22 protein-coding genes are annotated in these 22,717 nt (G+C 37.6%); 15 read left to right on the top strand and 7 right to left on the bottom strand.

Annotated features, from left to right (window positions below):
• Window positions 1–134 precede the first annotated feature (134 nt).
• Entirely contained in the window at window positions 135–971 is an 837-nt protein-coding gene (ppsR, locus tag KPC_RS06725; protein ID WP_121973637.1) for a posphoenolpyruvate synthetase regulatory kinase/phosphorylase PpsR, read from the bottom strand.
• A 153-nt stretch (window positions 972–1,124) separates the two neighbouring features.
• Between ppsR and ppsA the strand changes: the two genes are divergently transcribed.
• The 14 genes from ppsA to alr all read left to right on the top strand — a co-directional run bounded on the left by ppsA (window position 1,125) and on the right by alr (window position 15,934).
• Window positions 1,125–3,503 carry a phosphoenolpyruvate synthase gene (gene ppsA, locus KPC_RS06720; RefSeq protein WP_121973636.1) on the top strand — a complete coding sequence of 793 codons (2,379 nt, stop codon included), beginning with the start codon at window positions 1,125–1,127 and terminating at the stop codon, window positions 3,501–3,503.
• 282 nt (window positions 3,504–3,785) lie between these two features.
• Complete coding sequence (locus tag KPC_RS06715) at window positions 3,786–4,103, top strand: DMT family transporter (protein WP_121973635.1); 318 nt, start codon at window positions 3,786–3,788, stop codon at window positions 4,101–4,103.
• Between the two features lie 483 nt (window positions 4,104–4,586).
• Window positions 4,587–5,366, top strand: coding sequence for an RDD family protein (locus KPC_RS06710; protein ID WP_121973634.1), 780 nt, complete (start codon window positions 4,587–4,589; stop codon window positions 5,364–5,366).
• A gap of 286 nt (window positions 5,367–5,652) precedes the next feature.
• On the top strand, window positions 5,653–6,687 hold the full coding sequence (gene cyoA / locus KPC_RS06705) for a ubiquinol oxidase subunit II (protein ID WP_121973633.1): 1,035 nt from the start codon (window positions 5,653–5,655) through the stop codon (window positions 6,685–6,687).
• 3 nt (window positions 6,688–6,690) lie between these two features.
• Window positions 6,691–8,679 carry a cytochrome o ubiquinol oxidase subunit I gene (gene cyoB / locus KPC_RS06700; protein ID WP_121973632.1) on the top strand — a complete coding sequence of 663 codons (1,989 nt, stop codon included), beginning with the start codon at window positions 6,691–6,693 and terminating at the stop codon, window positions 8,677–8,679.
• A gap of 5 nt (window positions 8,680–8,684) precedes the next feature.
• Window positions 8,685–9,302 carry a cytochrome o ubiquinol oxidase subunit III gene (gene cyoC / locus KPC_RS06695; protein WP_121973631.1) on the top strand — a complete coding sequence of 206 codons (618 nt, stop codon included), beginning with the start codon at window positions 8,685–8,687 and terminating at the stop codon, window positions 9,300–9,302.
• Entirely contained in the window at window positions 9,299–9,628 is a 330-nt protein-coding gene (gene cyoD, locus KPC_RS06690) for a cytochrome o ubiquinol oxidase subunit IV (protein ID WP_121973638.1), read from the top strand. Before cyoC ends, cyoD begins: the two co-directional genes overlap by 4 nt.
• 9 nt (window positions 9,629–9,637) lie before the next feature.
• Complete coding sequence (gene cyoE, locus KPC_RS06685; RefSeq protein WP_121973630.1) at window positions 9,638–10,516, top strand: heme o synthase; 879 nt, start codon at window positions 9,638–9,640, stop codon at window positions 10,514–10,516.
• Between the two features lie 486 nt (window positions 10,517–11,002).
• A complete protein-coding gene (locus KPC_RS06680) occupies window positions 11,003–11,551 on the top strand; it encodes a hypothetical protein (RefSeq protein WP_121973629.1) in 549 nt (182 codons plus the stop codon).
• A 278-nt stretch (window positions 11,552–11,829) separates the two neighbouring features.
• Window positions 11,830–12,216, top strand: coding sequence for a 30S ribosomal protein S6 (gene rpsF, locus KPC_RS06675; RefSeq protein ID WP_121973628.1), 387 nt, complete (start codon window positions 11,830–11,832; stop codon window positions 12,214–12,216).
• Between the two features lie 11 nt (window positions 12,217–12,227).
• The gene (gene rpsR / locus KPC_RS06670; protein WP_004719336.1) at window positions 12,228–12,455 is read left to right on the top strand and encodes a 30S ribosomal protein S18; all 228 of its coding nucleotides are present in this window, start codon (window positions 12,228–12,230) and stop codon (window positions 12,453–12,455) included.
• A gap of 9 nt (window positions 12,456–12,464) precedes the next feature.
• A complete protein-coding gene (gene rplI, locus KPC_RS06665) occupies window positions 12,465–12,911 on the top strand; it encodes a 50S ribosomal protein L9 (protein ID WP_121973627.1) in 447 nt (148 codons plus the stop codon).
• 193 nt (window positions 12,912–13,104) lie between these two features.
• Complete coding sequence (dnaB, locus tag KPC_RS06660) at window positions 13,105–14,550, top strand: replicative DNA helicase (RefSeq protein ID WP_121973626.1); 1,446 nt, start codon at window positions 13,105–13,107, stop codon at window positions 14,548–14,550.
• A 310-nt stretch (window positions 14,551–14,860) separates the two neighbouring features.
• Complete coding sequence (gene alr / locus KPC_RS06655; RefSeq protein WP_121973625.1) at window positions 14,861–15,934, top strand: alanine racemase; 1,074 nt, start codon at window positions 14,861–14,863, stop codon at window positions 15,932–15,934.
• Between the two features lie 61 nt (window positions 15,935–15,995).
• Here the strand turns inward: alr and KPC_RS06650 are convergent, their stop codons facing one another.
• The 5 genes from KPC_RS06650 to KPC_RS06630 form a co-directional block, all read right to left on the bottom strand.
• Window positions 15,996–16,730, bottom strand: a complete 735-nt coding sequence (locus KPC_RS06650) for a proteasome-type protease (protein WP_121973624.1) — start codon at window positions 16,728–16,730, stop codon at window positions 15,996–15,998.
• Window positions 16,731–16,755: 25 nt separating this feature from the next.
• A complete protein-coding gene (locus KPC_RS06645; protein WP_121973623.1) occupies window positions 16,756–17,538 on the bottom strand; it encodes a transglutaminase family protein in 783 nt (260 codons plus the stop codon).
• Complete coding sequence (locus KPC_RS06640) at window positions 17,535–18,134, bottom strand: hypothetical protein (RefSeq protein WP_121973622.1); 600 nt, start codon at window positions 18,132–18,134, stop codon at window positions 17,535–17,537. Before KPC_RS06640 ends, KPC_RS06645 begins: the two co-directional genes overlap by 4 nt.
• A 19-nt stretch (window positions 18,135–18,153) precedes the next feature.
• A complete protein-coding gene (locus KPC_RS06635; protein WP_121973621.1) occupies window positions 18,154–19,701 on the bottom strand; it encodes a circularly permuted type 2 ATP-grasp protein in 1,548 nt (515 codons plus the stop codon).
• A gap of 270 nt (window positions 19,702–19,971) precedes the next feature.
• A complete protein-coding gene (locus KPC_RS06630; protein WP_121973620.1) occupies window positions 19,972–20,580 on the bottom strand; it encodes a hypothetical protein in 609 nt (202 codons plus the stop codon).
• 393 nt (window positions 20,581–20,973) lie between these two features.
• Here KPC_RS06630 and KPC_RS20590 point away from each other — a divergent pair, with 393 nt between their 5' ends.
• The gene (locus KPC_RS20590; RefSeq protein WP_121973619.1) at window positions 20,974–21,981 is read left to right on the top strand and encodes a helix-turn-helix transcriptional regulator; all 1,008 of its coding nucleotides are present in this window, start codon (window positions 20,974–20,976) and stop codon (window positions 21,979–21,981) included.
• Here KPC_RS20590 and KPC_RS06620 read toward each other — a convergent pair.
• Window positions 21,978–22,622: an IclR family transcriptional regulator gene (locus KPC_RS06620; RefSeq protein ID WP_121973618.1), complete on the bottom strand. Its 645-nt coding sequence runs from the start codon at window positions 22,620–22,622 to the stop codon at window positions 21,978–21,980. The genes KPC_RS20590 and KPC_RS06620 overlap by 4 nt on opposite strands.
• Window positions 22,623–22,717: the final 95 nt, after the last annotated feature.

Here is a 22,717-nt window from a genome sequence, read left to right as displayed (position 1 = left end):
ATAAAAAACACAAGCAAACCATCAAATTCACTGCTGATAAATTATTTGAAATATAAAATATTTTGTTGCACTAACATTTTGTCATAAAAGCTTAGATAGAAATAAAATCTAAGCTTATTATATATTCTTATGAATCAACCTATCCGACGTTTCAACCCAGTCATCTGTAAAACACGAGTAGAAATTTCCTCGATAGACATTTCTGAAACATTTAAATATTTAATTCCCTCTGATATAAAAATCCCTTCAATCGCTCTCAGTTCCATATCACATTGATGAAAACTTGCGTAACGGCTTCCCGCCTTACGTTCTGTACGAATTGCCACCAAACGTTCTGCATCAATCATTAACCCAAAAAGCTTGCTTTTATGTGGTCGAAGTACTGCTGGTAGACGGTTATCATCCAAATCTTCTTCAGTTAGTGGATAGTTAGCAACACGAATACCAAATTGTAATGATAAATAGATTGAAGTTGGAGTCTTACCTGAACGTGAAACACCAATGAGAATCAGGTCTGCTTTATCATAATGACGTGTTCTGGCACCATCATCATTATCCAGAGCAAAATGAACTGCATCAATACGTGCTTTATAATATTCTGAGTCAGTAACGGCATGGGTCTGCCCGACTAAAGTTGTAGGCGGTGTTCCCAATACATCCGACAACTTACTTATCAAACCTTCGAACACGTCCAGATTTACCGCATTTGCTGTATTAATAATGTCTCTGACATAAGGATCGACTAAAGTATCAAAAACCAGTGGCAGTTCCCCATCACGCTCTGCACGTTTATTGATATCTGCTACAACATTCATTGCAGCTTCTTCTGAAGTAATATAAGGAATAATATGAATGTCAAAATCTACATTTGGAAACTGTGCCAGCAAAGAGTGCCCAAGAGTTTCGGCTGTAATTGCCGTCCCATCTGATATAAAAAATACACTTCGCTTAATTTCTTTACTTTCTGACATTAAAATTCTCCTCAAATATTTGTCTAAGTGCTATATAATCTTTATAGTAAACTGATCTTACATGACTGTCGCTTAGTAAAATCAATATACTAAGTTTTTTGTTATAATTTCATGCCAAGATAGTGATTAATACTGCAAAAGTGGAGTAGAACTTTGGAAGCGCGCGTAATCGGTCTGGAAAAATTAGGGAAACACGACGTTGAGATCGTGGGTGGTAAAAACTCATCTCTAGGGGAAATGATTAGTCATCTAGCTAATGCAGGTGTATCAGTACCTGGTGGCTTCGCAACAACAGCTGCTGCTTATCGTGAATTCCTTGAACAAAGTGGCTTAAATGCCAAAATTCAGGCTGAGTTAAGACAATTAAATGTTGATGATGTAAATGCTCTTGCTGAGACAGGTGCAAAAATTCGTCAATGGATTGTTGAAACCCCACTTACACCCGAATTAGAAAAGGAAGTTCGCGAAGCTTTCGCAGCTCTTTCAAACGGCAACCCTGACATCGCGGTTGCCGTTCGTTCATCTGCAACAGCAGAAGATTTACCAGACGCATCTTTTGCTGGGCAACAAGAAACTTTCTTGAACATCCGTGGTATTGATAATGTATTGATTGCAATTAAAGAAGTTTTTGCATCTTTATATAATGACCGTGCTATTGCTTACCGTGTTCACCAAAATTTTGACCATGATGTTGTTGCCCTTTCTGCTGGTGTTCAACGTATGGTTCGTTCTGAAACTGGTGCTGCTGGTGTAATGTTTACACTAGATACTGAATCTGGTTTCCGTGATGCAGTATTTATTACAGCGTCTTATGGCTTGGGTGAAATGGTTGTTCAGGGTGCAGTTAACCCTGACGAATTTTATATATCTAAACCATTATTAAAAGCAGGTAAACACGCTATCCTTCGCCGTAATCTTGGTTCTAAACACCAAAAAATGATCTATGGTGAAGAAGGTGCTGCTGGCAAATCAGTTGTTGTTGTAGATGTTGAAAAACAAGATCGCCAACAATTTGCTTTAAATGATCTAGAGCTTCAGGAACTTGCTAAACAGGCACTTATTATTGAAGAACATTACGGTGCTCCTATGGACATCGAATGGGCTAAAGATGGCGATGATGAACAGCTTTACATCGTTCAGGCACGCCCAGAAACAGTAAAAAGCCGTGAAAACGTTGGCACAATGGAACGTTATCTCCTTAAACAAAAAGGTAATGTTCTTTGTGAAGGTCGTTCAATCGGTCAACGTATCGGTTCTGGTAGAGTCCGTATTGTTACGTCTATTAAAGAAATGGACAAAGTTCAGGATGGTGACGTACTTGTTTCAGACATGACTGACCCAGACTGGGAACCAGTAATGAAACGAGCTGCTGCTATCGTAACTAACCGCGGTGGTCGTACTTGCCATGCTGCGATTATCGCACGTGAGTTGGGTGTTCCAGCAATTGTTGGGTGTGGCAATGCAACTGAAGTATTAACTGATGGTCAGGAAGTAACAGTTTCTTGTGCTGAAGGTGATACAGGTTTCATCTACGAAGGTGCATTAGATTTCGAGGTTCAAAAGAACTCTATCGAATCCATGCCAAAACTTCCGTTTAAAATCATGATGAACGTCGGTAACCCTGACCGTGCATTTGACTTTGCTCAAATTCCAAACGAAGGTATTGGTCTTGCACGTCTAGAATTTATCATCAATCGTATGATCGGTGTACATCCTAAAGCATTACTTAATATTGATAGTTTACCACGTGAAACTCGTGCTGCTGTACTTGCTCGTACAGCGGGTTATGCATCTCCAATTGAATTCTATGTAGAAAAATTGGTCGAAGGAATTTCAACACTTGCTGCTGCATTTGCAGACAAACCTGTCATTGTTCGTATGTCTGACTTTAAGTCAAACGAATATGCAAACTTGATTGGTGGTAAATTATACGAACCTGAAGAAGAAAACCCAATGCTTGGGTTCCGTGGTGCAAGCCGCTATGTTTCAGATAACTTCCGTGATTGCTTCGAACTCGAATGCCGTGCACTCAAAAAAGTTCGTGACGAAATGGGCTTAACCAATATTCAAATCATGATTCCTTTCGTACGTACTGTATCAGAAGCGAAACGTGTAATTGAATTATTGGCTCTCAATGGTCTCAAACGTGGAGAAAATGGACTTAAAGTCATCATGATGTGTGAGTTGCCAACGAATGCATTGTTAGCTGAACAATTCCTCGAACACTTTGATGGTTTCTCTATTGGTTCAAACGACCTGACTCAGTTAACACTTGGCTTAGACCGTGACTCTGGTATTGTTTCTCACTTGTTTGACGAGCGTGATCCTGCAGTTAAGGCACTACTTTCAATGGCAATCCATGCCTGCCGTAAAGCTGGCAAATATGTTGGTATCTGTGGTCAAGGTCCTTCAGATCACCCAGATCTTGCGAAATGGTTAATGGAACAAGGTATTGAATCAGTATCTCTTAACCCAGATTCGGTTTTAGATACCTGGTTCTTCCTTGCTGAAGAGAAAACCAAACAAGCTTAATTCATAGCATATAAAAAAGGCCCTCAAGAGGGCCTTTTTTATATTGATATACAAAATGAAGTTATCTTGGAATCCTTCAGAACAATGATATCTTATAAATTTCAGATCTAAAAATAGCGAATAACTCTAAATTATATCCATATCATTTTATGAAATTTCTTTGATTAAATCCTTTACTTATTTATCTAAAATTTATATGTTAGAACTATAAGGGGACGACCTCTTAACTCTATCCTTTCTTTACTCCAGGACGACCTATAATAATATTGGAGCAACATCATAATGGCTTGGGCATATCTACTGCTAGCTGGTCTTTTCGAAATCGTTTGGGCTTATTCTATGAAATTGTCTGAAGGTTTCACAAAGTTAACACCAAGTGTCATTACAATTTTCTTTATGATCCTAAGTTTCGGCTTACTGGCTGTTGCTATGAAAACCTTACCTCTCGGGACAGCTTATACCATATGGGTCGGAATTGGTGCTGTCGGTGCTTTCCTTATCGGAATATTCGTATTGCACGAACCAATGGGAGTTTGGAGGCTAATCGCAGCGGGATCAATTATTTTCGGTGTTATTACAATGAAACTTACCAGTTCTTAGCATAGTTATATTCTTAATGAAAAAAGCCTGAAAGTTTCAGGCTTTTTTATTTCCAGATCATTATTCAATATTAAAATCCGGTTGCAGTTTTTTACCATATCCAATAAACAACGATTCATCATTTCTTCCAAAGTGTCATTTAAGGTGGTAAGGTCATGCACTTGCCGTTATTCAGATTTGAAACGTATTTTTTACTACGCTCATAGTTTTACACAGTGTATAGTATTAATTGTTTTAAGCTAGGCATACATTACCTAAGACAAACTTTTGTAATTACTTTGAAATTACATTGTGTTCATAAAACATGGAGCAGTTGCACTTAATTTTTTAACCATTTGTACTACTCAATTTTAGCTTTACTCATTGAGTGTAAATATATGTATATTAAAGGGCTTTTTTATTTCATTTAAATAATTTTGAAATATAATCGCCTACGTGCAGGCTTTGACCTACATTAAAGTAATATTTTGAGATTTAAGATTTATGCAAATTTACTTGGCGCGAAATAATCAACAAGCTGGACCATACAGTCTGGAGCAAGTTAACCAGATGCTTGCCGACCAACAAATTTTATTAACAGATCTAGCCTGGCATCAAGGTATGACTGAATGGAAAGCTTTAGGTGAACTCACACAAGGCAAACTTGTATATCAACCGCAAGGTGTGAATCCATCAGAAACTCTTCAAACAGAGCACTCTTTGACCAGCCAGCCTTCTTCAATTCAAAATATTGAAGTCAAAAGATCTCCTCGAGCTCAGGTAAAAGCTGCTACTGTTGGGAAAAGAATAAGTGCCAAACTAATTGATTTAGCATTATTTATTCTTCCACAAATCATTATGACCATGATTTTTATGCCAGCAGAGGCTTTCCAGCAAACCACAAATTTTTCTGTCGATGATCAAATTAAACTGGCTGAAATGTTAAAAGACAATATGCCAAACTGGGTTCCAATCGCTTTATTGGCTTATACTTTTGGCTTATTGTTTATTCAAAATTATCTTATTTCCAAATCTGGTCAATCTATTGGTAAGAAAATTTTCAAATTACAGATAGTCGATGCAGAAACCAATCAACTTCCAGGTCAATTACGTGGTTTCTTCATCCGTTCATTTCTTTTTATCGTACTTTCTCAAGTGGTGAGTATTTTCCCTGTATTAGTCGTGGTTTTCATTGCAGACATCGTACTATTTTTCTCAAAAGGAAATAACGCTCTTCATGACCGTTTAGCAAAAACTAAAGTAATAGATATTTCAACTGAATAAAGAGGCGATTTTTCGCCTTTTTTCTTCACTAAACATTTAAAAATAAATAAAAATATGCATTCAGCATGACTATTCCGACCAAAAGAATATGGTTTTATTCATCCAATAATTAGCCCTTCAACATATAGCTAAGTTTGTAGATATAAGGCATAATGCCCTACAACGTAGCGGTGTATCATGATTGAGAATATGCTTGATTTAAATCTAAATCAGTTTTCAATCATGCGACACTTTAATCGCTATCCCATATTTATAAGGGAATGGGACTCTTCACCGAGGTTGTAAAATGAGACAAACGATTTTAGCTGTATTGTCTTTATCAACGCTTGCTGCACTTTTAACAGGGTGTGGTGGTGATATAGTACTTCTAAACTCTAAAGGTCCAGTTGCACAAGGTCAAAGTGACTTGATGATGACTGCGATCTATTTGATGCTTTTGGTGGTTATTCCATCAATTCTTATGGCATTATGGTTTGGTTGGAAATATCGCGCGTCAAATAAAGATGCAGACTATAAACCTACTTGGGCACACTCAACTGCTATTGAAATTGTAGTTTGGGGTATCCCAGTTATTATTATTGGTATTTTAGCTTATCTAACATGGTGGGGTTCACATAAATATGACCCATACCGCCCTCTAGATTCAGAAAAAGCACCATTAACTATTCAAGTTGTTGCTGAACAATTTAAATGGGTGTTTATCTATCCAGAGCAAGAAATAGCAACCATTAACGAAGTACGTTTCCCTGAGCAAACTCCTGTCAATTTCCAGGTCACTTCAAACTTTACGATGAACTCTTTCTTCATCCCATCTTTGTCTGGCCAGATTTATGCAATGGCGGGTATGAAAACTCAACTTCATATGTTAGCGGATGAAACTGGTACATACCGTGGTTTCTCATCTAACTATAGTGGTTATGGTTTCACTCAAATGCGCTTCAAAGCTCACAGTGTTACTGAAGCTGATTTTAAAAACTGGGTTACTGCTGTTAAAGCGGGTAACGGTACATCTGTAAATCCTGAAGCTGTTCAAAAAACTGTTTTGGATAAGCAAGAGTTTGCAACACTAAAAGATGGTAACCGTTCTAAACACCAAATTGAAGCAATGGTTAACAATGCTCACACTCCTAAAGAAAAAGCCCTTGCAGAAGAAGCTGAACGTAAAGGTCCATTCCCTACTAAGCCTCATCCTGTAACTTATTATTCTTCGGTTGAGCCTAACTTATTTGATTCAGTAATCAATCAATACATGAGCAACTATCATGGTGCTGACCATACTGCCCATGCAGATGCTGAACATGCTGCTTCTGTAGAGGAATAAGACATGTTGTTATTAGGTAAACTCAATTGGGATGCGATCCCTAAAGAGCCAATTGTACTAGTAACAATGGTCATTATGGCTATTGGTGCAATTGCGCTTCTTGGCGGTATCACCTATTTTAAAAAATGGGGATACCTCTGGAAAGAATGGTTTACATCGGTAGACCATAAAAAAATTGGTATCATGTATATCGTCGTATCTATTGTGATGCTTCTTCGTGGCTTCGCAGATGCGATCATGATGCGTTTACAATTATTTCTGGCACGTGGCGGCGGTGAAGGTTACTTACACCCAGACCATTACGATCAGATCTTCACCGCACACGGTGTAATTATGATCTTCTTCGTAGCAATGGGTCTGGTTGTAGGTATGATGAACATCACTGTACCTCTTCAAATTGGTGCACGTGACGTTGCTTTCCCATTATTAAACTCTCTTAGCTTCTGGTTATTTGCTGGTGCTGCTGGTCTAATGATGGCTTCACTTGTTCTTGGTGAATTCGCTGCTACAGGCTGGATGGCTTATCCTCCTCTATCAGGTATTCAATATTCACCAGGTGTTGGTGTTGATTACTATATTTGGGCTCTCCAGATCTCTGGTCTTGGTACGCTTTTAACGGGTGTAAACTTCTTTGTTACAATCGTAAAAATGCGTGCGCCTGGCATGACACTTATGGATATGCCGATCCTTACCTGGACATCACTATGTACAGCAGTATTGATCATCGCATCATTCCCAGTGTTAACTGCAACTATTGCAATGCTGACACTTGACCGTTACTTTGATTTCCATTTCTTCACGAATGAGCTTGGCGGTAGCCCAATGCTTTATGTGAACTTGATCTGGACTTGGGGTCACCCTGAAGTATATATCTTGGTATTACCTGCTTTTGGTATTTACTCAGAAATCGTTCCAGTTTTTTCTCGCAAAAGCTTGTTCGGTTACAAATCAATGGTGTATGCAACTATCGCGATTACTGTTTTAGCATTCGTGGTATGGGTTCACCACTTCTTTACGATGGGTGCTGGTGCCAACGTTAACGCGTTCTTCGGTATCATGACCATGATTATTGCGATCCCTACAGGTGTGAAAATCTTCTCTTGGTTATTCACTATGTATAAGGGGCGTATCACTTTCACATCACCAATGTACTGGACACTCGGTTTCCTTGTGACTTTCGGTATCGGTGGTTTGACTGGTGTATTAATGGCTGTTCCACCAGCTGACTTCCTAGTACACAACTCATTGTTCCTGATTGCTCACTTCCATAACGTAATTATTGGTGGTGTAGTATTCGCCATGCTTGCGGGTATCACTTTCTACTGGCCAAAAATGTTTGGCTGGAAGTTAAATGAAGCTTGGGGTAAAGCATCTTTCTGGTTCTGGTTCTTTGGTTTCTATTTTGCATTCATTCCGCTTTATATCCTAGGCTTTATGGGTATGACTCGTCGTTTGAATACATATGACAATCCAGAATGGGATCCTTACCTAGCTATCGCTTTCTTCGGTTCATGCCTGGTTGCGATTGGTATCTTCTGTTTCGTTATGCAAATTGTTGTTGGTTTCTTACAACGTAAAGACAATATGGACGTAACAGGTGACCCTTGGGATGCTCGTACTTTCGAATGGTCTACTTCATCTCCTGCCCCATTCTATAACTTTGCAGAACTTCCAAATGGTAGTGGCATTGACCGCTTCTGGACTGACAAAGAAAATGGTGTAGCGTATGCTCGTCCTGCAAAATATGTCGACATTCATATGCCAACTAACCGTGATGCAGGCGTTATCATTGCTCTAATCATCACTGTGATGGGCTTTGCTTTAATCTGGCACATCTGGTGGTTAGTTGTGGTTTCATTTGTAGCCGCTGTGATCAGCTTCATTAGAAGTTCATTCACGAAAAAAGTGGATTACTATGTTCCTGCTGCTGAAGTTGAACGTATCGAAAATGAACGTTATGCGTTACTTGAACAACATTTGAAGAAGGACTAAGTAAAATGGCTGAAGTACTTCATCACGAAAATCATGGACACGATGAACATCATCACGATGATACCGACATCACTGTCTTTGGTTTTTGGACTTATTTGATGAGTGACTTGATTATATTTGGTACACTCTTCATTGCATTCGCTGTTCTAAGCAGTCACATTCCACCTGGAACACCAAGTCCAAAAGAATTGTTTGGTGAGTCTTTAGGTTTCGTATTAACTGAAACTTTTGCTCTCTTGATTTCTTCTGTGACCTTTGGTTTTGCTGTACTTGCATCATATAAAAAGAATGTTAACCAAGTTATTACCTGGTTAATCGTGACTTTTATTTTCGGTGCAGCATTCATCGGAATGGAATTATATGAGTTCAATCATTTAGTTCATGCTGGTCATGGTCCAAGTACAAGTGCGTTCTTATCTGCGTTCTTTACCTTAGTTGGTACGCACGGTATTCACGTAACGTCTGGTTTAGTTTGGATGATCGTGTTGATGATCCAAATCAAACAAAATGGTTTGACTATTCCAAACACACGTCGTCTTGCTTGCTTAAGCTTATTCTGGCACTTCCTTGACATCGTATGGATCTGTGTATTCAGCGTTGTTTACTTATTAGGAGTTCTATAATGAGTCACGATCATAATGCTGCTGGCGCGGCTCATGGCAACGTAAAACAGTATACAGTTGGTTTTATCCTCTCTGTTATTCTTACCATTATCCCTTTCGGTATGGTAATGTCTGGCGGTTTCGGACGCGGCTTACTGGTTAGTGTTATTGCCATTACAGCTGTGATTCAGGTTCTTGTGCAATTGGTCTTCTTCTTGCACATGAACTCTTCATCAGAACAACGTTGGAATGTAATTGCATTCGTATACACAATTTTGTGTATCGCAGTTCTTTTAATTGGTTCTGTATGGATCATGAACTATTTACATTCAAACATGATGCTCTAAACGGGTGTCATGTTGAAAAAATATTTATTCCTGACTAAGCCAGGAATTCTCTTTGGTAACTTCGTTACCACTTTGGGCGGCTTTTTCTTAGCCGCTCAAGGTTCAGTAGATTTCCTTTTACTTCTCATCACTCTGCTCGGAACATCTCTGGTTGTTGCGTCAGGCTGTGTTGTGAATAATGTCATTGACCAAGACATTGACCAAAAAATGCAGCGCACACAAAACCGCGCCATGGTAAGAAAAACGATTACCCCAAAAATTGCACTTATGTATGCAACAATTTTAGGTATCCTTGGTTTTGCTTTACTCTGGTTCTTTGTGAATGCATATGCTTTTGGCTTTGCTGTCTTAGGCTTTGTAGTCTATGTCTTCTTTTATAGCCTCTGGACTAAACGAACTACTATTCACCAAACATTGATTGGTAGTATTTCAGGTGCCAGTCCACCTGTAATTGGATACACTGCTGTTTCAAATGAATTTGACGTTGCTGCCCTGCTCATCTTTTTAGCGTATGGGATTTGGCAAATGCCTCACTCATGGGGAATTGCAATCTATCGTTTTGATGATTATAAAAACGCTGGAATTCCAATTTTACCAGTTGCCCGTACAGTTTTTCGTACCAAAGTAGAGTCGCTGATTTATGTCATTCTATTTGCAGCTGTTCTAAATGGATTGTATTGTTTCGGCTACACCAATATTTTCTTCTTGATTACCTTTAACGTACTCTGTGCTTATTGGTTATATTTATCGATTATTGGATTCAAAGCTGAAAATGATCAGGTTTGGGCTAAAAGCTATTTTTCATATTCGGTGATTTTAATTACAGCTTTAAGTGTGAGCTTTAGTTTTAGTTATATCTCCCCAGCTCCACACCTTTCAATTTTCTAAAAGATAGAGTTCTTCTCTATCTTTTTTTATTTTTATTACCTTAAAATTAATATTTCTGATCACATATCAAAAATTCATTATAGTTAAAGAAAATACTTAATAGCTCAAGATTTTTGCTATAATATTCTTTGTCATAATTGCCTGACCTAGCAAATTTTTATATTAAACATCATTCACCTCTACGCTTTTAAATTTTAATTCTGTATCTCTACATTCATAAATAAATACGCTGTGAGATCAGGAACTTTTAAGATTATTCTGTGACAATATAAAAGATATATGCCCTTTAGCTATCTCAAGGTACAAACACAATTACAGACGATAAACAATAATTTAATAAAGTCTTTAATGTAGACCTACCTTATTCAATAGCTCTAGTGCAAAATGGTGAATCTGAGTTAAAGTCTTATTTTTATGCCAATCCTGAGTTTAAGGATCATTTTATTTTCTTATAGTATAAGAAACATGAGTTTTAAGTGATTTTATATGGTTGATAGAAACACAATTCAAGAAAATTCAATTACCTTGTTACCCATTTTCGCTCTTTCAGTCATTTCTTTGTGTTTCTTTTACGCGAGTTATGTCGTATATGCAAAAATCTCCGCAAATACATTGGGACAAAAAATCTCTACTTATGGTGAACGACTCAATCATAGTTACTATTTTCAATATAAAAAAAAGATATTTCTAGAAATTAAAGGTCGTTTTTATCGGGTTGATCAAGCGACTATCAAAAATTTTCATACGTTCAATACAGCATATTCCAGTAAACAAATTGCTTACGATCATAAAAATATCTATTGCGGGACAACTGCTATTCCATTACAAACAACGAATACCCCCTATATGTTATCCAAAAACCATGTTACTGATGGCAAAATCACTATTTTCTGCGAAGACAATCTAGCTCTGGATCCTTTGCACAGAAAAAATAATTTTATAAATCTTTTTCTGCCATTTTTAGCTAAAAAAGAATCAAAATATTATTTCCCTTTCCACATCATAAATGATTCTACTGAAGCTATGGAAGACTAAAATATTATTAAGAATCAATTTTCTAAATAAGTTTCAGCTATTATGAAATTGTTTTTAACTCGTATTTTAAAATGCATCATCTTTCTTGTTTTTCATAAATTAGGTTCTTGATAAAAATATCAGTTCAATAAATAAATATTTCATGATTCATTTGTATTTACAGGATGTTTTACCTATAATACTGGCTTCGCAAATTTGCGACACAATCTGTTTATCTGGATTGTGACTCCTTGCTTCTAACTCATGTTAGGGGCTGTATAAACCGTAAGGAGCTGACAATGCGTCACTACGAAATCGTACTTTTGGTACATCCTGACCAAAGCGATCAAGTGGTAGGTATGGTTGAACGCTATATCTCTCACATCAAAGAAGCTGAAGGTCAAATTCACCGTTTAGAAGATTGGGGCCGTCGCCAATTGGCTTACCCAATTAACAAAATTCACAAAGCGCACTACATTTTAATGAATGTTGAATGTAATCAAACTACGCTTGACGAATTAGCTGAATTGTTCCGTTACAACGATGCAATCATCCGTAACATCGTGATCCGTCGTGAACACGCAATCACTGAAGAATCATTACTTGCTAAGAGTGCTGAAGAAAAACGTGCGCGTAAAGCTCAACGTGAAGAAGCACAACAAGCACACGATTCTGCTGAAGCTTAAGGAGAACATCAATGGCACGTTTTTACCGTCGTCGCAAGTTCTGCCGCTTTACAGCTGAGAACGTTACGTACATCGACTACAAAGATATCGACACTTTAAAACAGTACATCACAGAAAACGGCAAAATTGTTCCTAGCCGTATCACTGGTACTAAAGCTCGTTATCAACGTCAATTAGCGCTTGCTATCAAACAAGCTCGCTACTTAGCGTTGATTCCTTACACTGACAATCATAAGTGAGGTTGAGCCGTGGATATTATCTTATTACAACGCATTAAAAACCTTGGTAAATTAGGCGATAAAGTTTCAGTTAAAGCTGGTTACGGCCGTAACTTCCTTATCCCTCAAGGTAAAGCAGTTGCAGCTACAGAAGCTAACACTGCTGCTTTTGAAGCTCGTCGTGCTGAACTTGAGAAACAAGAAGCTGAAATTTTAGCTGCTGCTCAAGCACGTGCTGACCAATTGAACGAAGTAAATATCGTAATCACTGCGAAAGCTGGTGATGAAGGTAAACTATTCGGTTCAATCGGTACACGTGACATCGCTGACGCGTTAACTAACGCAGGTCTTGCTGTTGACCGTGCTGAAGTTCGCTTACCAAACGGTGCGCTTCGTAACACTGGTGAATTCAACATCGCAATCCAGTTGCATCATGATGTTGTTGCTGAAGTTCTCGTTACTATCGTATCTGAGTAATTTCCAGCAAGAAAAAGGGCATGCTTTTGCATGCTCTTTTTTTATCCTTGATTTTTATGCTTAATCCTTATACTGAGTTCTACTAATATTTCTTACTTATCAGCTTTACCTGTTAGATACTTCTAATTTTTTAAATTATGATAGCTTAGTCAATATTGACTGATTAATTGCTTTACTAACATCAAGGTCTTATATGTCTCAGGCTACTGCCACAGTTTCAACCAATTCTGCGAAAACTGATAGTAAAAATAACGAATCTGGTCAGTTAAAAGAATTTCGCACGCCACCACATAATCTGGCAATTGAACAAGCAGTTCTCGCAGCACTCATGACTGTTGCTGAATCATTTGAGCAAGTCAGTGACACCCTGAATGAAAATGACTTTTATGCAACACGTCATAAATATATATTCCGCGCAATAGAAAAACTGGCACAAGAAAGCTCGCCATATGATGCTGTTTTAGTAAACGACTGGTTGATTAAGCAAAATTTACTTGATGCCATTGGTGGTGAAGAATATTTAATGCAACTTATGGCAGATTCACCCTCAAGTTTTTATAACCTTGAAACCTATGCCGCAAAAATCAAAGAATTTGCAACTTTGAGAAATATGATCAAAGTAGGCAATGAGATTTTACAAAATGCTTATGACACCAAAGGTCGTGATGTTAGTGAAATTTTAGACCTTGCTGAAACCAATATTTTCTCAATCGCCGAACAACACAATAATAATGCCAAAGCACAAGGTCCTAAAGCCATTACTTCTGTTGTTGCTGATGTCTTTGATAAATTAAATGAACTATCACAGCTGGACGGAAACATTACAGGTCTAACCACTGGATTTTTAGAACTTGATAATAAAACCTCGGGAATGCAAGCTGGTGACATGATCATTGTTGCAGCGCGTCCATCGATGGGTAAAACAACGTTTGCCATGAATCTGGTAGAAAGTGTTTTATTTAACTGCGATCTTCCTGCACTGGTTTTTTCAATGGAGATGCCTGCTGACTCTATTGCAATGCGTTTAATTTCTTCTTATGGAAAAGTCCATCAAGGGCATCTACGTTCAGGTAAACTCGATGGAGATGAATGGTCAAAAGTTACAGGCACAATTTTACAGCTTCAGGAAAAACATTTATACATTGACGACTCATCTGCCCTTCCTCCAACTGAAGTACGTGCCCGTGCAAGACGTATCGCCAAACAGCACGGCGGGAAACTTGGATGTATCATGATCGATTACCTGCAATTGATGAAGGTTCCAGGTATGGGTGATAACCGTGTTGGTGAAATCGGTGAAATTTCACGAAGCTTGAAAGCTTTAGCAAAAGAAATGATGTGCCCTGTAATCGCACTTTCACAGCTTAACCGATCTCTGGAAAACCGTCCGAATAAACGACCTGTCATGTCAGATTTACGTGAATCAGGTGCAATCGAACAGGATGCCGATTTGATCATGTTTATTTATCGTGACGAAGTTTATAACAAGGAATCCAAAGAAGCTGGTACAGCCGAAATCATCATTGGTAAACAGCGTAATGGTCCTATTGGTACTGTACGTTTAGCTTTTGAAGGACAATATACACGCTTTAGTAATCTATCTCCTGAATACTATGCGCAATACGATGATGAAGAATAATTTTAAAAAGCCTCTTTAATATTCAAAGAGGCTTTTTAGCTTATAGACTTTAAATTTTAAAATACAAGCCAGTAAGCATGGAAAATAATTTTAATCTTTGCTTTTTCATCTAAATTTACATTGAACAAAACTCAAATGCTGATGTTTATTTAATAGGGTTAGGACTACAATAATGCATTCATTTTTCAATGTTCTTTTTATTTTTGTAGAAAGTTTTAAATTCTAAAATGATCACCATCTTTCAAAATCAGTTGAGTTTAATCCTGACTGGTTTCAGATTGTTGTGATCATGACATAAGGAGCAATTCAGGTGCGTCAAGCAACAGTTTATATTGATACCGCAGCACTTCAATATAATTTAAACCGTGTCAAACAACTTGCACCCAACGCTAAAGTCGTCAGTATGGTCAAAGCCAATGCTTACGGACATGGAGTAAAAGACTGTCTTGCAGCCTTAAGTTCTACAGATGCCTTTGGTGTCGCCTGCCTAGAAGAAGCCCTTGAAATCCGTGAGCTAGGTTATACCCAACCAATTACGCTTATTGAAGGTGTTTTTAGCAGTGATGAAATGGCACAAGTTCTTGAAAAAGACATTGAAGTTGTTATCCATCACCAAGCACAACTCAACTGGCTACGTGAATACAAAGACCAGTATATTGCTAAAAATCTGAAAGTTTGGGTTAAACTCAATAGTGGTATGAACCGCTTGGGCTTTAAAGTACCTGAAATTATTGAGGTCATTAATTCACTTAAAGCAGAAGGTTTTACCTGTGTTTTAGCAATGCATTTTGCAAATGCCGATAGTGATCAGCATCCATTAAATGAACAACAAAAAAATCAATTCTTGCAGGTCAAAGCCGCATGTGAACCAGTAATGGGATCTTGTTGCAATTCGGCAGCTATTTTCAAGTGGCCAGAATTAAATTTTGATTTTGTTCGCCCAGGGATCATGCTATATGGTGCGTCCCCTTTTGCTGACAAATCTGTAAAAGAGTTAAATCTCAAACCAGTGATGACTTTTACAGCAGAAATTATCGCATTAAATCATATTCAAGCAGGTGAATCTGTTGGTTATGGTTCTACATTTACAGCAGAAACTGAAATGGACATTGCTATTGTGTCTATTGGCTATGGTGATGGCTACCCTCGTGCATTTCCAAAACAGAACTATGTCTCAATAAACGGAACACTGACTTGTGTTATTGGACGTGTCGCAATGGACATGATCGCAATAGATGTTACTGGCATAAATGCTCCTTTAGGCACAGTTATAGAACTTTGGGGCAAAGATCGTCTTGTTGATGAAGTTGCTGAGGCAAATGGTACTATTGGTTACGAATTGCTTTGCCGTATGAGTGCTCGTCCTATTCGTAAAAAAATCTAATTCCCTCATATATAAAACCCAAGTTTAAACTTGGGTTTTATTAATTCTTGGGCTGGTAAAATTATTCAAAATAATCACTGGTCGGTACAGGTAAATCTTGCAAACCTTTTTTTAACGTATCTGACCATGATTTACTAATATGTTCAAAATAAGGATCTTCTTCATCTATCCTTTTACCGGTCGGTATATGATAACTATCCTTTTGATAAATCAATGCATCTAATGGCATCCCCACAGATACATTTGATCTTAGGGTAGAATCAAAAGAAATAAGACTGCAACGCAGCGCTTCTTCTAAGGGCATTTCATAACTTAAGGCTCGATCTAAAATAGGTTTACCATATTTACTTTCCCCAATCTGGAAATATGGAGTGTCACTGGTTGCACAAATAAAATTTCCTTGAGGATAAATATTATATAATGATATTTCCTGATCTTTGATTTGCCCGCCAACCAGCAAGCTACAATAATAATTACTCTGTTCTTGCGTATCCGAAGTCACATCAGCAATCACAGTCTTAAGTGTCTTACCCACCAGCTCAGCAACTTCAAACATGGTATGCACACTATAAAGATTAGGTTCCTGATGAGTATCCAGCTGATTTTTTAGATGTCCTATAAGAGATTGAGTAGTCGCCAGGTTGCCAGAGGTCTGAATTGTGATGAAACGCTCACCCTCTATACCGAAGCTATAAAGCTTACGAAATACAGAAATATGATCTACACCAGCATTGGTTCGTGTATCACTAATAAAAACCAGACCATCTTTTAAACGTAGCGCACAACAATAAGTCATAAATCATCCTTCATCATGTCAGTCTTTAACAGGCTAAAACCTGAACAATAGACTGCATGCTTTCTATTCCACCCTTTTGCCTTACACCTCTGACAGGAGCAACATCCCAGTAATCACGCCCTGTTGCGACATAAATGTGTGCACTTGGGCTAAATAATTGATTACTGATATCAAAACAATACCACGAATCATTAATAAACACTTCTGTCCATGCATGACTCGCCAGATGCGTTTTATCCTCGACATAAAGATAACCTGAAACATAACGCGCTGGTATAGCTAAAGCTTTACACATTGCAATAAACACATGGCTATGATCCTGACACACCCCTTGCTGTGCCTGAAATGCATCGATCGCAGAAGTCGTCACATTCGTACTGAAACTACTATATGGCATATGTTCCAGTAATGCCTGTGCCAATGTAACCAGATTACGATGGTTAACCACAGGTACATGATTCTTCGCAAAATCAAACATTTCCTGATTATGTAGTGTACTCACTGTAGGCTGTAAAAATAGACATGGATTTATCTGACCATTATCTCGTGACATATTGACATCTGGATGAATTTCCACAACACCTTGCGCCATAATCACCATCTGCAGGTATTTAAAACGCTGCGATGTTGTCAGCCAAATATTATCAAAAGCATCTCTCCCCAAAGACTTTTTACCAGGGACACTAATATCCCACGATAAAACACTTTGATGTTCATTGCTTTGAGGGATCATTTTAATATACTGAATACTGTTTTGAGCATAATCGGTATATTGATAATGCGTCTGGTGATTGATCATCAGCTTCATACATCCACCTCAAATAGATACTGAACATGATCACAAAACTGCAAATAATGATTTTGATCCGGATAATGCTTTAATGATTTCCAGACATGATCTAATTGCCAACCTTTGATTTGTAAACTGTTAACTATCCATTGCATATCCTCAAGTGTATTTGCACAATTTAAACCGAATCTGATATCCCGATCCAAATGTTCCAGCATGACACCTAAACGATAAAATAAATAAATATCTTCGCTTTCCTTTTGAAAGACTTCATGACACAACTCCACTACACCACAAATATGGGTAAACTGTAGCGAGGCGTGCTTAATATGTTGATTGAGTACAGCACAGTTATCTTTCGATAATAGTCCACGTAAATCCTGAATATTACTTTTAATTACGTTAAACTGTTGTTGAAATGATATGGATTGGCGAGAATCCATAATAAACTCATTCAAAGAAGTCGCATTATAAGCAGGTATCCCAAAACTACGGGCAAACTGTATCGCAGACTCATCATCTACAAATGGAAACTGACCACATAAATACTGTACCCGAGTCAGATATCGGCCAATCCACAAAATATGTTCTGCATTACTACCGAGTAAAATCATAGCAAGCTCCTAATCAGTGTTATGAATGCAAAGTGTCAACTACCCAGGTATCCTTAATTCCTCCACCTTGAGAAGAATTGACAACTAAAGAACCTTGCTGCATTGCAACCCGGGTTAATCCACCTGGTACAATTTCAGTGCGATAAGGTGAACTTAAAACAAATGGTCGCAAATCGATATGACGTTCTGCGATTCCCTGACCTGTCAATGTCGGTGATACAGACAAATCCAGTGTCGGCTGTGCAATATATAAATGAGGTCGGGCGAGAATTTTCTTTCTAAAACTTTCAATTTCCGTAGATGTCGCTTTGGGGCCAATCAACATTCCATAACCACCTGAACCCTGGGCTTCTTTAACCACCAGATCTTGTAAATGCGTCATTACATAGTCCAGATCATGTTTTTCACGACATTGATAAGTAGGAACATTTTTTAAAATAGGTTCTTCAGAAAGATAATATTCAATCATTTTATCTACATAAGGATAGATAGATTTATCATCTGCCACACCCGTACCCGGTGCATTTGCAATGAGTACATTATGCTGCAAATATGCGGCCATTAAGCCTGCTACACCCAAGGTACTTTCTGGCAGAAAGCACAAAGGATCAATAAATGCATCATCAAGTCGCTTATAAATGACATCAACCTGCTGTTTTCCCCAAACTGTTTTCACATAAACTTTGCAGTTTTCAACAAATAAATCATGTCCAGTCACCAACGGAACATCCATCTCACGTGCTAAAAAAGCATGTTCATAATAGGCACTGTTATATTTTCCGGGTGTAAGTACAACAATAAATGGTTGATCTACATAAGCATTCTCAGTCAAAATTTCTTTGAGTAGCTGTGGATACTGCTCTATACCTTGCAGTTGATTTTGTGCACACAAATCAGGCATTAATTTTTCACTGATTTTACGGCTTTCAAGCATATAAGAAACACCTGAGGGTGTTCTCAAGTTATCCTCAAGTACATAAAATTCACCTGTATGATCACGTATAATATCTATACCACTAATTTGGCTATAAATTTTCCCTTTTAAATCATGCCCATACATATGTGGCAAATAAGCCTCGTGACTCAATACATGTGCTGAGGGAACAATGCCATCTTTTAGAATATTCTGACCATGATAAATATCATCTAAAAAAAGATTTAAGGCGCGCACTCTTTGAGAACAACCCTGTTCTATTTTATGCCATTGCTGTTTCGCAATGACCCGAGGAATTAGATCAAATGGAATAGTCCGCTCAATACCCTCTGACTCCCCATAGACAGTAAACGTAATGCCGTTATATAAAAAATGTTCCTTTGCCACCTCATTCAATGCTTTTAAACTTTCCAGACTATGCTGACAGAGCCATTCTTCAATTTTCTTCGAAGCCCCCAAAGACATCGAACAATCATCCAACATTTCATTAAAAAATTCAGATTTTAATTGATCAAATAAATAAGCTGTGCTGGACTGCAAAAATTCCCCTTGAGCAGACTGTGCAAGTGCGAGTTTTTCATTCTCTAGATCATAGCCATCCAGAATCATGTTCTCACTGTCTTCTTTCAACATAAGAACCTCAGCTATTTTTATACCTTGTAGTTTTAAATAAGCAACTTCGATGCCAATCTTGAGCGAATGTCATTCTTTTTATTAGTGCATTAAAGTCACAAGGACTCAATGATCAATATTTATTCAGTTGTATCGAAATATGGAAATGTAATTAATCATATAATTAATATATATTTTTCAAAATCTTATTTTATATATAAGGTTATAATTAATTGGAATATTGATATTGTTTTGTAGTTTTTATTAATATCATGAACAACAGAAGTCAACCTAAGAGTGATTGACTTCAAAAGCGCATTGCATTTGGTCATTAAAATGATAAAAGTGATTCATATCGGAAAATTTTTTAAATTTTAACCATGCTTCCGACAGGCTTCCCCATCCACCACGCGCATGTAGTAGCTGAATCATAGGTGCAATACTGGTGACACTATTTGAAACAGACATACCTAGTTTTAATTGAATATCTAATCGCTCAATATGTTTACCCAAACGATAAAACAATAAAATTTCATGTGATTCTTTTTCTAAAATAATTTTACTTTCATTAATAAGTTGAGAGATTTTTACAGTGTTTTCAGTTGCCTGATTTGCAAGCTCTGATAACTGCTGAAAAGTTTGCTGTGATAATAAACCTTTAATATCAACCAAGTCCCTTTTGATGACTTGAAATTGTTTATAAAACGAAAAAGGTTGTTTATGATCATAAAGCAAATCATTTAAAGAACTGGCATCAAAAGCAGGTAGGCAAAAAGCTCTGGAAAAATTTAACGCTTTATCATTTTGTTGAAACGGAACTTGATGAGATAAGTAGTGCATTCGATAAAGATGTCGTCCAAACCAATATACACTTTCTATTTTCGAACTTCGCATGTTCATTGTTTTTCTCCTTTCTCTTCATCTGCTTGTTTTATCTACGATATTAAATTACGAAACTAAAATGAAGAATTCATGCTTTGCCTCTAACTGGCTCACCTCAACCATAATATTTAAATAAAAACAGGTAAACTTTTAGACATTTCAAACAAAGCTAAAAATTATCCACGCCCATTTTATATACCAACTTTGGTAAAACCACGTGCTTTTAAACATATTTTCACACTATATTTACGTATACTTACCTTTTTATAATTTATTACATTTTTTAAGCAGTTCTAAAATTTACAATTAAAAAAACCGAACTTCACTTGAACTTTTCTGCCTAGACACTTACATTTAGCTCAGTATGTATATCGATCTTTAATCCTGAACAGGTTCAATTTTATAGAAACTATGTCTACACAAGAAAAAGAAACGTCTAATAGCTTATATAGACAATGGCAAATTCTTTCCCGATTATCTACTGGCAAGTGGATGGGGACACGTGAATTACAAGAAATTCTGTTACGTGAAGGAATTGATATCAGTCTTAGAACCATTCAACGTGATTTAAATCAGATCTCTCAACGATTTCCTATCGAAAGCAACAAAACTGTTCCTCAAGGCTGGCGTTGGCGCTCAGACGCACCAATTCAAAGCCTACCCCATATGACCAGCTCTCAAGCAGTGACCTTTATGATGGTTGAGGAGCATCTAAAACACCTGTTACCACCCAGTTTAATTGATGAAATGAATCCGTGGTTTGATCTCGCCAGACGTAGCCTTTCTACCCAAAACAACGTGCGGCAGTGGATCAATCGCGTACGGATTGTACCAGCGACTCAACCTTTAATACCACCTGTGGTTGAACGCAATGCCCAACAGGCAATTTATGAAGGTTTATTACAAGATAAACAGATCGAATGCATATATCAGGCACGCGGACATCAGGGTGAAGATCGTACATATACTTTAAATCCGCTTGGCTTAGTACAAAAAGGTGCAATCATTTATCTGGTTTGTACCAGACATGATAAATCCGATGTACAAACATTTGCCTTGCATCGCTTTAAATCTGCAAAAGTTTTAGACTCGCGTGCATTACACCCGGTTGACTTTGATATTGACAGTTATATTGATTCTGGAGCGTTAGGTTTCCGTGTTGATTTTAATAAACCAACGGAAAATGTCGATCTAAAACTCACTATGCAAGAAGCTGACGCACACTATTTTACTGAAAGTCAATTGAGTACCGGACAAACCATTGAAAAACTTGAAAATGGTCTATATCAAATTTCAGCTACTGTTCCTTTAACCTCACAATTAGTTTGGTGGCTTCGAAGCTTTGGTCAAAAAATTATTCGAATTGAGCCTGAAATTGTTGAAAATTATGTTCGAGAACACGTTATTCAGGATTTCTAAAACATTAGATTAAGTGCTGCCTGTTTGAGTAAAGGAAGATGTTGATCAATTTCAATCTCATTGAAACCCATCGTTCCAATCGCCATATGGCGGTTGGGAACAGGGACAAATAATCCGACTGCTCCTATCTGTAATACGTTTTGTGAAAAAGCATACCCCTGTTTTCTTGCAAGCTGGATTTCTGCATTTTCATTTTCAACAGCAGGATAAGTACAAGCGACCGCAATACCAGCTGCTGCAACACCGATAGGATGTCTTGTTCCCAAACGATAACTTAGCTGTAAAAAAGATGATGAATGACATGCTGTTTTTACCACGACACATTCATTCCCTTCAGCCATGACCAATGCTGTAACAGCCTGACTTTGTTCCGATAACTGCTCAAGTACAGTTTGGCTTTGCGCTGGTATGCTCTGCTCAAACCCCCGATACAAAGGTAAAATCTTGGCTGTTAGGGCCAAATGCTGCTGATCAGGCAAATGCACATAACCAATTTCTACCAATGTATGAACAAGCCGGTAAATTACAGTTCTATTCATATCGAGCTGTTGAGCTAACTGGGCAATCGTAAGCTGCCCTTGATGTTTAGCTATGCTCTCTAGCACTACAAATCCTCGTGCAAGTGTTTGCAAACTTTGCATGTTATCCCTCTAAAGAATAGCTAGCTGATATTGCATGTTTCATCACGACAAAGCAACTTCTTTATACCTCTTAAGTATATGTCACATATTATTTT

This window comes from Acinetobacter stercoris, from assembly GCF_900323515.1.
GTDB classification, from domain to species: Bacteria; Pseudomonadota; Gammaproteobacteria; order Pseudomonadales; family Moraxellaceae; genus Acinetobacter; species Acinetobacter stercoris.
This window is presented reverse-complemented; position numbering and strand designations above follow the sequence as displayed.